Origin of the sequence: Undibacterium sp. TC4M20W, assembly GCF_049340245.1 — a bacterium.
Taxonomy (GTDB): Bacteria; Pseudomonadota; Gammaproteobacteria; order Burkholderiales; family Burkholderiaceae_D; genus Undibacterium.
Map to the genome: position 1 here is coordinate 16,008 of NZ_JBMPPI010000019.1, position 13,314 is coordinate 29,321.

Annotated in this window: 16 protein-coding genes; 15 read left to right on the forward strand and 1 reads right to left on the reverse strand. The window is 49.4% G+C overall.

The genetic code is table 11. The annotated features are described in order from the left end of the window. Positions 1-2 precede the first annotated feature (2 nt). Entirely contained in the window at positions 3-317 is a 315-nt protein-coding gene (locus tag ACO0LL_RS20195) for a hypothetical protein (RefSeq protein WP_422952618.1), read from the forward strand. Between the two features lie 167 nt (positions 318-484). Next, a complete protein-coding gene (locus ACO0LL_RS20200; RefSeq protein ID WP_422952619.1) occupies positions 485-823 on the forward strand; it encodes a hypothetical protein in 339 nt (112 codons plus the stop codon). A gap of 55 nt (positions 824-878) precedes the next feature. On the opposite strand, the gene ACO0LL_RS20205 is transcribed toward ACO0LL_RS20200, so the two are convergent. Next, positions 879-1,325, reverse strand: coding sequence for an Lrp/AsnC family transcriptional regulator (locus tag ACO0LL_RS20205; protein WP_162041500.1), 447 nt, complete (start codon positions 1,323-1,325; stop codon positions 879-881). 172 nt (positions 1,326-1,497) lie between these two features. Between ACO0LL_RS20205 and ACO0LL_RS20210 the strand changes: the two genes are divergently transcribed. The 13 genes from ACO0LL_RS20210 to ACO0LL_RS20270 all read left to right on the forward strand — a co-directional run bounded on the left by ACO0LL_RS20210 (position 1,498) and on the right by ACO0LL_RS20270 (position 13,308). Beyond that, the gene (locus ACO0LL_RS20210; RefSeq protein ID WP_422952620.1) at positions 1,498-2,589 is read left to right on the forward strand and encodes a saccharopine dehydrogenase C-terminal domain-containing protein; all 1,092 of its coding nucleotides are present in this window, start codon (positions 1,498-1,500) and stop codon (positions 2,587-2,589) included. A gap of 149 nt (positions 2,590-2,738) precedes the next feature. Further along, positions 2,739-4,250 carry an aldehyde dehydrogenase family protein gene (locus tag ACO0LL_RS20215; RefSeq protein ID WP_422952621.1) on the forward strand — a complete coding sequence of 504 codons (1,512 nt, stop codon included), beginning with the start codon at positions 2,739-2,741 and terminating at the stop codon, positions 4,248-4,250. A gap of 134 nt (positions 4,251-4,384) precedes the next feature. Continuing rightward, a complete protein-coding gene (locus tag ACO0LL_RS20220; protein WP_422952622.1) occupies positions 4,385-4,681 on the forward strand; it encodes a helix-hairpin-helix domain-containing protein in 297 nt (98 codons plus the stop codon). A 103-nt stretch (positions 4,682-4,784) separates the two neighbouring features. Then, entirely contained in the window at positions 4,785-5,267 is a 483-nt protein-coding gene (gene iscR / locus ACO0LL_RS20225; protein ID WP_422952623.1) for a Fe-S cluster assembly transcriptional regulator IscR, read from the forward strand. Between the two features lie 16 nt (positions 5,268-5,283). Then, positions 5,284-6,537, forward strand: a complete 1,254-nt coding sequence (locus tag ACO0LL_RS20230) for an IscS subfamily cysteine desulfurase (protein ID WP_422952624.1) — start codon at positions 5,284-5,286, stop codon at positions 6,535-6,537. 70 nt (positions 6,538-6,607) lie between these two features. Next, complete coding sequence (iscU, locus tag ACO0LL_RS20235) at positions 6,608-7,003, forward strand: Fe-S cluster assembly scaffold IscU (protein WP_422952625.1); 396 nt, start codon at positions 6,608-6,610, stop codon at positions 7,001-7,003. Positions 7,004-7,071: 68 nt separating this feature from the next. After that, the gene (gene iscA / locus ACO0LL_RS20240) at positions 7,072-7,395 is read left to right on the forward strand and encodes an iron-sulfur cluster assembly protein IscA (protein WP_110253627.1); all 324 of its coding nucleotides are present in this window, start codon (positions 7,072-7,074) and stop codon (positions 7,393-7,395) included. Positions 7,396-7,406: 11 nt separating this feature from the next. Next, positions 7,407-7,910: a Fe-S protein assembly co-chaperone HscB gene (hscB, locus tag ACO0LL_RS20245; protein WP_422952626.1), complete on the forward strand. Its 504-nt coding sequence runs from the start codon at positions 7,407-7,409 to the stop codon at positions 7,908-7,910. A 71-nt stretch (positions 7,911-7,981) separates the two neighbouring features. Continuing rightward, on the forward strand, positions 7,982-9,847 hold the full coding sequence (gene hscA, locus ACO0LL_RS20250) for a Fe-S protein assembly chaperone HscA (protein WP_422952627.1): 1,866 nt from the start codon (positions 7,982-7,984) through the stop codon (positions 9,845-9,847). Between the two features lie 65 nt (positions 9,848-9,912). Then, a complete protein-coding gene (gene fdx / locus ACO0LL_RS20255) occupies positions 9,913-10,251 on the forward strand; it encodes an ISC system 2Fe-2S type ferredoxin (protein ID WP_422952628.1) in 339 nt (112 codons plus the stop codon). A gap of 45 nt (positions 10,252-10,296) precedes the next feature. Further along, entirely contained in the window at positions 10,297-10,491 is a 195-nt protein-coding gene (gene iscX, locus ACO0LL_RS20260) for a Fe-S cluster assembly protein IscX (RefSeq protein WP_422952629.1), read from the forward strand. A gap of 265 nt (positions 10,492-10,756) precedes the next feature. After that, positions 10,757-12,370, forward strand: coding sequence for a sensor histidine kinase (locus tag ACO0LL_RS20265; RefSeq protein ID WP_422952630.1), 1,614 nt, complete (start codon positions 10,757-10,759; stop codon positions 12,368-12,370). A 143-nt stretch (positions 12,371-12,513) separates the two neighbouring features. Beyond that, entirely contained in the window at positions 12,514-13,308 is a 795-nt protein-coding gene (locus ACO0LL_RS20270; RefSeq protein ID WP_422952631.1) for a thymidylate synthase, read from the forward strand. The last annotated feature ends 6 nt before the right edge of the window (positions 13,309-13,314 follow it).

Sequence of the window (13,314 nt, forward strand, 5' to 3'; positions counted from 1 at the left end):
AAATGAACATCATTAAGAAAAGCAATTTAACACTCTTAACCATTTGCGTATTTGCTGCTACCATAGTGCCAGTGGCCACATATATTAATAGACTTGCTGTAAAAACAAGTATCCCCACAGTCACAATAACAGCGCAAAGACTGACAGAAGAGCAAAAGATAGCTTTTGATATCGAACAGACTGGCAATACGATGCAAACCGTCTTCATTGCGGCTAAACGCCTCAGCGCAGAAGAAAAATTCGCTTTTGACCAGTTCGACAGACAGACTCAACAGGCAAAAGTGCGCGTACACAAAAAACCGCAATTGCTTGTTTAAGCCCTGCTATCCAAAAGATGCACTTTTGCAAAAATGAACATAAATTCACTCACCGCATTTAGCACACTGCCATGTTGCCTGGTTCGTAATGATGAGTGATATTTGTTTTGATATTTGTTTTGATATTTGTTTTGATATACGCAGCACTTATTAATTTGCAGGCAATCATGTTAAAAAAATCCATCTTCCTGTGTTTGCTGTCTTCCACTTTGCTGGCTGGCATTGCCTTTTCGCAGGATTTTATGTTTGCGCCTTCCATTCCGACTCAACATGATGAGCAAGACAAGACGACAGAGATAATGCAGGAAGCGCCGGCACAGACACCGGCAGCACCGGCACCTTTGCAACTAGACCGTAGCGGGGTCGATCGCGCATCAGTACACTTGCAAATACTGCAGCAATCGAACCAGCGTTTTTCTGACAATGCACAAACAGCTCCTGCGCCCACCAAGAAAACAGCTTCAGATGATAAAAAATCTCAAGCCAAATCAGCCAGCAGTACTTAATACTTCCTGTACAACCCGGGTTTCATCATGACATCCGGGGTTCCATCGCAAGCTACTACAGCGCACCGCGATCTATCCTCTTGCTCAGTATGATTGAGGTTGACGTCTGCCTGACCCCATCCAGAGCACCTATCTGATCAAGTAGTTTATCCAGCGTTTCGGTATTACTGCACCGTAAGGTCAGCATATAGTCAATAGCACCACTGACGGCGCATAGCGTCTCGGTTTCTGGCAATTGCTGCAGGTATTTGATCAGGCCAGCAGCGTAGCGCGCCTCCACTGACAAGCCCACATAAGCACGGACAGCAGGCTGCACCATTTTTTGATTCAACTTTAAACCATAGCCGGCAATGACACCGCGCTTCTCCAGCGCTGCTATACGGGCGATGACTGTCGTCCGCGCTATGCCTACCGATTTGGCGATGCTGGTCACGGGCAAGCGGGCATTGTCCATGAGCAAGGCAAGGATTTTGTCATCTATCTCATCAAGATCAGGTTTCATGTCGTCATTATGTCCAATTATTTAGACATATTATCTCGCAAATACACAATATGACGATAACTTTGCTGCTATTAACTGACAAAACTTAAGCCTAGACTTCCATATCAATCTTACATTTTCCCTTTCGTAAGAAACGACGACAAACCACAACAATCAGATAACGGAGACTATGATGGCAACTAAATTAATTCTTTTGGGCGCAGGCAAAATCGGCGATGCGATCCTTAATTTGCTATCCCACACCGGCGACTACCACATCACCGTTGCAGACCGTGACCCGGAGCGTCTGAAATATGTAGAACAGGCTGGCTTCCCCAACACCCGCATCGTACAGGCTGACCTTGGCGACAAAGCAGCAGTGACAGAGTTGATACGCGGCCATAAAGTCACCATGTCTGCCTGCCCTTACTTTTTGACGCCCATCATTGCTGGCGCCGCACGTGAAGCCAACTCGCATTATTTTGATTTGACTGAAGACGTGGAAAGCACACGCATCGTCAAACAACTGGCCGAAGGTGCTGATTGTGCCTTTGTTCCACAATGCGGTCTGGCGCCAGGCTTTATTTCCATCGTGGCCAATGATGTAGCCAAGCGTTTTGAAACCTTGCGTGATGTCAGCATGCGCGTCGGCGCCCTGCCCACCTTCCCTAATAATGCATTGAAATACAACCTAACCTGGAGCACTGACGGCCTGATCAATGAATATTGCAACCCATGCGAAGCGATTGTTGATGGTCAACTGCGCGAAACCGCAGCACTGGAAGAAATCGAGCATTTCTCTCTCGATGGCATAGATTACGAGGCTTTCAATACTTCCGGCGGCCTGGGTACTTTGTGCGAAAGTCTGGAAGGTAAAGTACAAAACCTGAACTACAAAACCGTGCGCTACCCTGGTCACCGCGATATCGTCAAAGTCTTGATACGTGACCTGCAACTGGGCAAACTGGAACGCCGTCCGATTTTGAAAGAAGTCATGGAAACAGCGATACCCATGACCAAACAGGACGTGGTACTGGTTTTTGTCAGCGTCGTTGGCATGCGTGATGGCCGCCTGGAACAAGAATCCTACGCCAAGAAAATCTATGCGCAACAAGTCAATGGCCAATTGCTGTCTGCCATACAGTTGACAACTGCTTCCGGCATTTGCGCCATGGTCGATCTGGTGGTGACAGGTAAATTACCTCAGCATGGCCTGGTGCGTCAGGAGCAAGCTGTTCTGGCTGATTTCCTGGCAAATCGCTTTGGACAATACTACTCCGCCTAATCAATGGCGATGTCGCACTGGGCACAAGATCACTGCCAGAGCTACAATATAGATACTGGCATTAAACCCATCCAATAAATGAATCCATTAACGAAGGCAGGCTTTCCAAAAGAAAGCCTGCCTTTATAAAACATACCGAGGCAAACAAGATGGAAAACACCACTTTGCAGGCAATCCTGAAAGAGCTTGATATCAATTTGAGCGATTATCAGGGTAGCGACATACACAGCATCTCGCCTATAGATGGCAAGAACCTCGCCAGCCTGCGCGCTGATACTGCTGCAGAAGTCAAACAGCGCGTAGATCGCGCCCATGCCGCATTTTTACAATGGCGCAACGTGCCAGCACCGCGTCGCGGCGAACTGGTACGCCTGTTTGGTGAAGAATTGCGCACTCATAAGCTGGCATTAGGTCAATTGGTGACACTGGAAGCGGGCAAAATCCTGCAAGAAGGCCTGGGCGAAGTGCAGGAAATGATCGATATCTGCGATTTCGCCGTTGGCCTGTCGCGCCAGTTGTATGGCCTGACGATCGCATCCGAGCGTCCTGGTCATCGCATGATGGAACAATGGCATCCGATCGGCGTGGTTGGCGTGATCTCCGCCTTCAACTTCCCGGTCGCCGTCTGGGCCTGGAATGCAGCCCTGGCTTTTGTCTGCGGCAACAGCGTGACCTGGAAACCATCTGAAAAAACGCCCTTGACAGCCATCGCCACGCACGCCCTGTTCATGAAGGCAGTCGCCCGCTTTGGCAGTGATGCTCCGACTGGCCTGGCAGAATTGATCATAGGTGGACGCGATACTGGCGCACAAATGGTAGAAGACAAGCGCATCGCTCTGGTCAGCGCCACTGGCAGCACCCGTATGGGCCGCCAGGTTGCTGAAGTTTGTGCCAAACGCCTGACACGTACTATCCTCGAGTTGGGTGGCAATAACGCCATGATAGTTGCTCCTAGTGCAGACCTGGAAATGGCCGTTCGCGCCATCACCTTCTCCGCAGTAGGCACTGCAGGACAGCGCTGCACTACCCTGCGCCGCCTGTTCGTGCATGACAGTATTTATGACACACTGGTGCCACGCCTGAAGAAAATCTATGCAGGCCTGCCGGTCGGCAATCCTCTGGAAAAAACGACTCTGGTCGGTCCATTGGTCGATGCGGCTTCTTTTGATGCCATGCAAAGCGCGTTGGCAATTGCAAAATCAGAACAAGGTCAGGTATTTGGCGGCGAACGCAAAGTTGTTGCGGGCAATGAAAACGGTTTTTACGTTAGCCCGGCCTTGGTAGAAATGCCAGCCCAGACGGCATCCATGCATCATGAAACCTTTGCGCCTATCATGTACATCGTGCGTTATAGCGATTTGCAGCAAGCCATCAGCTTGAATAATGAAGTACCACAAGGCTTGTCGTCTTCGATCTTCACTACAGACATGCGCGAAGCTGAAACCTTCGTCTCTGCTGCTGGCAGCGATTGCGGTATTGCCAATGTCAATATCGGCCCTTCTGGTGCAGAAATCGGCGGTGCATTTGGTGGCGAGAAAGAAACTGGCGGCGGCCGGGAATCTGGTTCTGATGCATGGAAAGCCTATATGCGTCGTACCACGAATACCTTCAACTACAGCAATTCATTGCCACTGGCACAAGGTATCAGCTTTGATATTTGATTCATATCAAGACAATTAGCATTAATTAGCTTTGACAAGACCGCCTTTTGGCGGTCTTTGACTGTATAGGAACAGAAATTAGTTTTAGAATTTCATATTAAGCGACCCGAGCAGCCAGGACAATAAAAATACTTATGAAAAAAGCACTCACTTGCAAGGACATCAAACAGTTGGAGCAACTGCCAAATGTCGGCAAGGCGACGGTGGCTGACTTGCACTTGCTGGGTATTACCGAGCCAAAACAACTCAAGGGACGCAATCCCTACCAGATGTATGATGAACTTTGTGCTGTGACCAAAGTCAGGCATGACCCCTGTGTCTACGACGTTTTCATTTCCATAGTAAAATTCATGGATGGTGAACCACCTCAGGCTTGGTGGCATTACACAGCAGAGCGCAAAGCCCATCTGGCATCACCCTCCTCACTATAAGCCTATTCCTGACAAGATTACTCAAGTTTGCTATACTTGACTAAAATGCTCAACAACTCAGGGCATTCAGCTTTTTCTTGCGTGGAGTATCCCCGGAGTAACTATGCGACTTACCACCAAAGGACGTTTTGCCGTAACGGCCATGATAGACCTGGCCCTGCGCCAAGATAAGGGGCCTGTGACCCTGGCTGGCATCAGCCAGCGTCAGGATATTTCTCTGTCCTATCTTGAGCAATTGTTTGGAAAACTGCGTCGCCATGAAATTGTTGAATCCGTGCGTGGACCTGGCGGCGGCTATAATCTTGCCCGCAAGGCACAGAATGTCACCGTTGCCGATATTATCATTGCCGTTGATGAGCCGCTTGATGCAACGCAATGCGGTGGCAAAGGTAATTGCCATGGCACTGATCATGAAAATGGCCTGCACTGCATGACGCACGACCTGTGGGCGACGCTGAACGCCAAAATGGTCGATTACCTGGATTCTGTTTCACTCCAGGATCTGGTCAATCAGCAAAGACAGAAAGCATCAGAAAATCATGTAGTCGTCATGCATCATGTGCATGCCAGCCACATTGCCTCTTGAATATTTGGAGTTTTGAATGAACGCCCCTTTGGAACAAAGCCTGCTGGACACACTGAAGTCACCACACTTTCCTATATACATGGATTATTCGGCGACAACGCCGGTTGATCCTCGTGTTGCTGACAAGATGATTCCCTTCCTGCGTGCGCAGTATGGCAATCCGGCTTCCCGTAGCCATATGTATGGGTGGGATGCAGAAAAAGCGGTGGAAGATGCGCGTGCGCAAGTGGCAAACCTGGTGAATGCTGATCCGCGTGAAATCATCTGGACTTCCGGCGCGACAGAAAGCAATAATCTGGCGCTCAAGGGTGCAGCAAACTTCTACAAGTCCAAGGGCAAGCACATCATCACAGTAAAAACTGAGCACAAGGCTGTGCTGGATACCGTGCGTGAACTGGAACGTCAGGGCTTCGAAGCTACTTATCTGCAGCCTGGTGACAATGGTCTGATTACACTGGATCAGTTAAAAGCAGCTATCCGTCCAGACACCATCCTCGTATCCGTGATGTGGGTCAATAATGAGATTGGCGTCATCCAGCCTATCGCTGAAATTGGCGAACTGTGCCGCGAAAAAGGTATTGTGTTCCATTCTGATGCAGCGCAGGCAACTGGCAAGGTACATATTGATCTGGAAAATACCAAGGTTGATCTGGTCTCTTTCTCTGCCCACAAATCTTATGGCCCGAAAGGCATAGGCGCTCTGTATATTCGCCGTAAACCACGCGTACGTCTGGAAGCACAGATGCACGGTGGTGGTCATGAACGCGGTTTCCGTTCTGGCACGCTGGCGCCTCACCAGATCGCCGGTATGGGCGAAGCCTTCCGTATCGCCAAAGAAGAAATGGAAAGCGAACTAGCGCATGTACGCGCCATGCGTGACCGTCTGGCAAAAGGCTTGCAAGAAATTGAAGAAACTTATGTCAATGGCGACATGGAGCACCGTGTACCGCACAACCTGAATGTCAGCTTCAACTATGTTGAAGGCGAATCCCTGATCATGGCGATCAAGGATATCGCAGTATCATCCGGCTCTGCGTGTACCTCTGCCAGCCTGGAACCTTCTTATGTATTGCGCGCACTCGGTCGCAGCGATGAACTGGCACACAGCTCGATACGTTTCACCATTGGTCGCTTTACGACAGAAGAAGACATCGACTTTACGATAGACCTGCTGAAGACCAAGGTTGCCAAGCTGCGTGAATTGTCACCCCTCTGGGATATGTACAAGGACGGCATTGATATCTCCACTATCCAGTGGGCTGCGCATTAATTCAATTTGAATGCGTATTTGAACAAGCGTATTTAAGAAACGCATTTAAGAAACATCAAGGAGCATCAAAATGGCTTATTCTGAAAAAGTGTTGGATCACTATGAAAACCCACGCAATGTCGGCGCTTTTGAAAAAGGCGACGATACGGTAGGTACCGGCATGGTCGGCGCACCTGCATGTGGCGACGTCATGAAATTGCAAATCAAGGTAGGCGCTGATGGCGTTATCCAGGATGCAAAGTTCAAGACTTATGGCTGCGGCTCTGCGATTGCCTCCTCTTCCCTTGTGACTGAATGGGTCAAGGGCAAGACACTGGACCAGGCTTTGGAAATCAAGAACACGGCAATTGCTGAAGAACTGGCGCTGCCACCAGTTAAGATCCACTGCTCCATCCTGGCGGAAGATGCGATCAAGGCTGCTGTACTGGATTACAAAAACAAGCACAGCGCTGAACAAATCGCCTGAAATTAGTTTCAAGATTCGTTTCAAAAAAAGCAGCAACAAAAGTTTAGTAGCAAAAAACTGGAATAAATATGGCTATCACACTCACAGAAAAAGCGGCAAAACATGTGACCCGTTATATGGAACGTCGCGGCAAAGGCATAGGCCTGCGCTTTGGGGTACGTACAACTGGCTGCTCAGGCATGGCCTACAAGCTTGAGTATGTGGATGAAGTCGGCAACGACGACCAGATTTTTGAATCACATGGTGTTAAGGTATTTGTCGATCCAAAAAGCCTGCCTTACATCGATGGCACTGAACTGGATTTTGCCCGCGAAGGTTTGAACGAAGGCTTTAAATTCTACAATCCCAACGTCAAGGACGAATGTGGCTGTGGCGAAAGCTTCAGGATTTAAGGCTGGTGCAGATGCAGAATCATTTTGAGCTGTTTCAGTTGCCGCAGCAGTTTGCGCTTGATCAGGGACAATTGGATGCAGCTTACCGAGAAGTACAGAATCGCGTACATCCAGACAAGTTCGTGCAAGCCAGCGAAGCTGAAAAACGCATTGCCATGCAATGGGCAACGCGAGCCAATGAAGCCTACCAGACGCTGAAGAAACCTTTGAAGCGCGCCCGCTATTTATGTGAATTGCAGGGCGTGGATTTACAGACAGAATCCAATACCTCCATGCCTGGTGCATTTTTAATGCAGCAGATGGAATGGCGCGAATCCTTTGATGACGCGCGCAAGGATAATAATCAGGCTGCGCTACTGAGACTGGAGCGCGAGTTGAACAGCGCCATGAGAACACAGTTACACGCTGTGGGAGATTCGCTTGACCAGAATAATTTTCAGGATGCGGCGTTGCAAATCCGCACCTGCATGTTCCTGGAAAAATTCATTGCGGATATCGCTGCTCTCGAAGAGTAATTTCGAATAACCCGGCAAATCTGTCACTGCTGATTTGCCCTTTTTTGGATGTCAAGTCATCCCACCTCATCATGGCATTACTGCAGATTTCTGAACCTGGCATGTCCACAGCTCCACACCAGCACAGGTTGGCAGTAGGCATAGATCTGGGCACCACCAACTCTCTGGTTGCAACCGTACGCAATAGTATCCCTGAAGTGCTGAACGATGAAGAGGGTCGCCCGCTGCTGCCTTCAGTAGTGCGCTATCTGCCGAATGGTCATGCGCATATAGGTTTCAAGGCACAGGCAGAACAAAGCAATGACCCCAGGAATACCATAGCCTCAGTCAAGCGCTTCATGGGTCGCGGCTTGAAAGACATCGCTTACGCTGAAAACCTGCCCTATGATTTTCATGATGAACCTGGCATGGTGCAGATCAAGACTGTGGCCGGCATCAAGAGCCCAGTAGAAGTGTCGGCGCAAATTCTGGCAACCCTGCGGCAGCAGGCAGAAGACGCACTGGGCGATGACCTGGTTGGCGCCGTCATTACCGTCCCTGCCTATTTTGATGATGCACAAAGACAAGCAACCAAGGATGCCGCCAAACTGGCTGGCCTGAACGTCTTGCGCTTATTGAATGAGCCTACCGCCGCGGCAATTGCCTACGGCCTGGACAATTCTTCAGAAGGCATCTATGCCGTCTATGATCTTGGTGGCGGTACCTTTGATATTTCCATCTTAAAAATGAGCAAGGGTGTATTTGAAGTATTGTCTACCGGCGGCGACTCTGCCCTCGGTGGCGATGATTTTGATCACCGACTGTTTTGCTGGATCTTGCAAGAATCCAAATTACCGCCCTTGTCTGATGAAGATACCAGTGCACTGATGATCAAAGCGCGCGAAGCCAAGGAAATATTATCCAGCAAGCCCAGCACTTTTATTGATGCCAAACTCAATTCTGGTGAGTCTGTCCATTTGCAAATCAGTGCAGCAGCATTTGCCGAAATGACACAAAACCTGGTGGTAAAAACCACGACGCCTTGCCGCAAAGCCTTGCGCGATGCTGGCCTCACTGTAGATGATATCGATGGTGTGGTACTGGTAGGCGGCGCTACGCGCATGCCGCATGTACGCAAGGCTGTTGGTGAATTCTTCCAGACCACACCACTGGCCAATATTGATCCCGACAAAGTGGTAGCTCTGGGTGCTGCAATACAAGCCAACCTGCTGGCGGGCAATCGTGCCCCTGGTGATGACTGGCTGCTGCTGGATGTGATTCCTCTGTCATTGGGTGTGGAAACCATGGGTGGTCTGGCTGAAAAAGTCATCCCGCGCAATTCCACCATCCCCTGCGCACGCGCGCAAGAATTCACCACTTTCAAGGATGGACAAACTGCCATGGCCATTCATGTTGTGCAGGGCGAACGTGAACTGGTCAGCGAATGCCGCTCACTGGCACGCTTTGAGTTGCGTGGCATCCCTCCCATGGCTGCAGGTGCTGCGCGTATACGCATTACTTACCAAGTCGATGCTGATGGTTTGCTTTCAGTTTCAGCACGCGAACTGCGCTCTGGTGTGGAAGCAGCGATCACTGTCAAACCATCATATGGCCTGGCCGATGATGAGATTACACGCATGCTGCAAGACTCGTTCACCTCGGCAGATGCCGATATGCAAGAACGCGCATTGCGTGAAGAAGTCGTCGAAGCCGAACGTATTTTATTGGCAACCCAGTCGGCCCTAAATGGCGACGCCCAATTACTCAGCGACGCCGAGCAAACACAAATCAAGATGTTGATGGACCAGGTCGCCAGCCTCAAAAATGGCAAAGACCATCAGCTACTGCATGATGCGATAACCGCACTCGCTGATGGGACGGAAGAATTTGCCGCCCGCCGCATGGACCAAAGCGTGCGCAGTGCACTGGCCGGAAAAAAACTCGACGAGATTGTCTGAGCAACATCAGACATCGTTACAGACAGCGCCCATATATATTGAAATAGCCAGATTACGAGAACAACATGCCACAAATTATTGTCTTGCCCCACCCTCAGCTTTGCCCAGAAGGAACAGTCATTGATGCACCAGAAGGCAAATCGCTGTGCGAGGCTTTGGTCGAAAGTGATGTCGAAATCGAGCATGCCTGCGAAATGTCTTGTGCCTGCACCACTTGCCACGTTGTCGTGCGCGAAGGTTTTAATTCCTTGAATGAATCTACTGACGATGAAGAAGATTTGCTGGACGCCGCCTGGGGTCTGGAAGCAACTTCACGCCTTTCTTGCCAGGTCAAACTGGGCAAACAGGACATCACCATAGAAATTCCTAAATACACCATCAATCACGCACGCGAAAATCACTAATACTGATTTCCCCCGTCGTTGGCATAGTCAGAAGTGGAGCACATCATGAAATGGACTGATACCTTCAGAATCGCCGAAGCACTCTACGATAAATTCCCTGATATTGATCCACTGACAGTACGATTCACTGACCTGCACAACTGGATCGTCGATCTGGGAGAGTTTGATGATGACCACACGCGAGGGGGTGAAAAAGTATTGGAAGCAATACAGATGGCATGGGTAGAAGAAAGCAAATAACCTTTTCTTCTGCTTTCGTAATTTACATATCTTAGATACAACTCTTGCGCAACAATTTGTCCTTTTTTGGACAATTGAACACACTGAGTAAGCACTCAAGAATCATATCTTGCCGAAACGCAAAAAACCTTTTAGTATTTTAAAATTGTTTGTGCGATCATCAAGCATGGTTGTCCATGCCTGATCTGTATATGAATGTCTGGTGGAAATGTATGATGTTCCGTCTGACTATATCTTCCGGGAAGTGTTGCACAAGGACCTCGCAATGCAGTTTCGACATCTTTTATCCGCACTACGCCGCCGAATCACGCTAAGACTGGCGATTATTCTGGCTGTTGTATTCGGATTAACCGTCCCGGCTGCCATCCTCATCCCTTATCACCTGCACACCATAGAAACTGCGGCACAGCTCAGGAATGCCGAAGATCACAATCGCCTGGTCGAAATTCTCTCCGTTATCCTGAGCGAACCCCTGTGGCAGATCACGCCCGAGATTGCCAATATCTCCAGCGAAGTGGTGTATTCCGATCCCAGGGTGGCAACCATAGAAGTGATTACCCTGCCCGACCGCAAAGAATTCATCAAGAACGATACCCGCAAGCAAACTCAAAAAGGACCGTTCACCAGCATGGTCAGGGAAATCAAGCACGGTGGTCAGGTGATAGGCCAGGTCAGGCTGACACTGGCAGAAGACCTGCTGCAAGAGAGTCTGGCATCCGACTTCCGTCGTTATGTCACGACCGCTGTGCTTTCGCTGATACTGGCTATTATATTTATCCTGGTGGTATTGCAATGGCGTCTGGTACAACCAGTAAGAATACTGATGGGCGAGTCGGACAGACTGGCAAATGGCGAACTGAATGACCCTATTGCCCTGAACCGCGAAGATGAACTGGGTCACCTGGCAACCAGTCTCGAAGCCACCCGCCAGGCTTTGCAAAGATCATTTGGTGAACTGGAAATCAAGAATCAACAATTGCTTGAATACTCAGGCACACTGGAATCCAAGGTCCGTCAGCGCACTCAGGAACTGGAAACAGTCAACCAGAACCTGGAAGCCGCCCTGAATAATGTGAATTCAGCGCAGGCAGAACTGGCAAGGGTAGAACGCATGGCAGCACTGGGCTCTATGGTGGCAGGCGTAGCACATGAATTAAATACCCCGCTGGGCAATTGCCTGCTGGTTGCTAGCACCCTTGAAGAAGAAACCCGCAACCTGGTCAGAATGGTCGAAGAAGGCAAAATGAAGCGTTCTGACCTGACACGCTATGCAACCACAGCTGTAGATTCCACCAAATTGCTATTACGAGGATTGCAACAGTCTGCCCATCTGGTTGGTGACTTCAAACAGGTAGCCGTTGATCAGTCCAGCGCCCAGCGCCGGCAATTTGCCCTGCTGGTCATGCTGCAAGAACTCACTGCCCTGCTGCACTCGAGCTTGCGCAAAACTCCTTTCACGCTGGAACTTGATATTCCTGGTGAAATACAGCTAGACAGCTACCCAGGTTTGTTAGGTCAAGTGTTCACCAATCTGGTCAATAATGCAGTCGCTCATGGTCTCGAAGGACGTGAAGAAGGTCATATGCGCTGCACTGCGACGCAACAGGGTGACCACGTCATTATTATTTTTGAAGACAATGGCAAGGGTATCTCAGCAGAAATCATTAACAGAATATTCGAACCCTTCTTTACCACCAAGTTTGGTCAGGGTGGCAGCGGCCTGGGTCTGAGTATTACTTTCAACATCATCTCCAATGTACTCGGCGGCACTATCCATGCAAGCAGCATAGTCGATCAGGGCACCCGGTTTGAAATCAAATTGCCGCTGGTAGCACCCGGCGAACCGGAATCCAGCAACCCCCTGTTGAGCAAACGCTAAACCAATTAGACCGGATCTCAAAAAGCTGGCTCATTGCCTCAACTGAGTCAGTCTCTCTACAATCTCCAAGTGTTTTTTCCTGCCCTAAGGTATACTGCCGCCTTAGATAAGATAGCAACTAACATAGCAATTTATTAAGCACCATGCACCAATACCTTGACTTCATGCGCCATGTGAAAGAACACGGCACCCAAAAAACGGACAGAACCGGCACTGGCACAGTGTCAGTCTTTGGCTATCAGATGCGCTTTGACCTGAGCAAGGGCTTTCCATTGGTAACCACCAAGAAGCTGCACCTGAAGTCTATCGTGCATGAACTGATCTGGTTTCTGGCAGGCTCCACCAATATCAAATACCTGACAGACAATGGCGTCTCTATCTGGAATGAATGGGCAGATACCAATGGTGATCTTGGTCCGGTTTATGGTTCACAATGGCGCAACTGGCCTACACCGTCCGGCGAACACATAGACCAGATCAAGCAAGTCATAGAACAGATACGCAATAATCCTGACTCACGCCGACTTATCGTCTCTGCCTGGAATGTTGCTGACATCCCGCAAATGAAGCTGCCACCATGTCACATGATGTTCCAGTTCTACGTCGCTGACGGCAAATTATCTTGCCAGTTGTATCAGCGCAGTGCCGATATCTTTCTGGGTGTGCCTTTCAATATCGCATCCTATGCCTTGTTGACCCATATGGTGGCGCAACAAACAGGTCTGGAAGTTGGTGATTTTATCTGGACCGGTGGTGACTGCCACTTGTATTCCAATCACATGGACCAAGTTAACGAACAATTATCACGTAGCACTTTGCCATTGGGTCAATTGATTATCAAACGCAAACCTGAATCCATCTTTGATTATCAGTTTGAGGATTTTGAGTTTGCCAATTACCAATTCCACTCTGCAATCAAAGCACCTGTTGCTGTTTAAACTCTG

What these genes read in the sequence shown, in the direction of transcription:
- ACO0LL_RS20195 (WP_422952618.1), top strand. Translation starts at nt 3, where the DNA reads ATGAACATCATTAAGAAAAGCAATTTAACACTCTTAACCATTTGCGTA.
- ACO0LL_RS20200 (WP_422952619.1), top strand. Translation starts at nt 485, where the DNA reads ATGTTAAAAAAATCCATCTTCCTGTGTTTGCTGTCTTCCACTTTGCTG.
- ACO0LL_RS20205 (WP_162041500.1), bottom strand. Translation starts at nt 1,325, where the DNA reads ATGAAACCTGATCTTGATGAGATAGATGACAAAATCCTTGCCTTGCTC.
- ACO0LL_RS20210 (WP_422952620.1), top strand. Translation starts at nt 1,498, where the DNA reads ATGGCAACTAAATTAATTCTTTTGGGCGCAGGCAAAATCGGCGATGCG.
- ACO0LL_RS20215 (WP_422952621.1), top strand. Translation starts at nt 2,739, where the DNA reads ATGGAAAACACCACTTTGCAGGCAATCCTGAAAGAGCTTGATATCAAT.
- ACO0LL_RS20220 (WP_422952622.1), top strand. Translation starts at nt 4,385, where the DNA reads ATGAAAAAAGCACTCACTTGCAAGGACATCAAACAGTTGGAGCAACTG.
- iscR (WP_422952623.1), top strand. Translation starts at nt 4,785, where the DNA reads ATGCGACTTACCACCAAAGGACGTTTTGCCGTAACGGCCATGATAGAC.
- ACO0LL_RS20230 (WP_422952624.1), top strand. Translation starts at nt 5,284, where the DNA reads ATGAACGCCCCTTTGGAACAAAGCCTGCTGGACACACTGAAGTCACCA.
- iscU (WP_422952625.1), top strand. Translation starts at nt 6,608, where the DNA reads ATGGCTTATTCTGAAAAAGTGTTGGATCACTATGAAAACCCACGCAAT.
- iscA (WP_110253627.1), top strand. Translation starts at nt 7,072, where the DNA reads ATGGCTATCACACTCACAGAAAAAGCGGCAAAACATGTGACCCGTTAT.
- hscB (WP_422952626.1), top strand. Translation starts at nt 7,407, where the DNA reads ATGCAGAATCATTTTGAGCTGTTTCAGTTGCCGCAGCAGTTTGCGCTT.
- hscA (WP_422952627.1), top strand. Translation starts at nt 7,982, where the DNA reads ATGGCATTACTGCAGATTTCTGAACCTGGCATGTCCACAGCTCCACAC.
- fdx (WP_422952628.1), top strand. Translation starts at nt 9,913, where the DNA reads ATGCCACAAATTATTGTCTTGCCCCACCCTCAGCTTTGCCCAGAAGGA.
- iscX (WP_422952629.1), top strand. Translation starts at nt 10,297, where the DNA reads ATGAAATGGACTGATACCTTCAGAATCGCCGAAGCACTCTACGATAAA.
- ACO0LL_RS20265 (WP_422952630.1), top strand. Translation starts at nt 10,757, where the DNA reads ATGCAGTTTCGACATCTTTTATCCGCACTACGCCGCCGAATCACGCTA.
- ACO0LL_RS20270 (WP_422952631.1), top strand. Translation starts at nt 12,514, where the DNA reads ATGCACCAATACCTTGACTTCATGCGCCATGTGAAAGAACACGGCACC.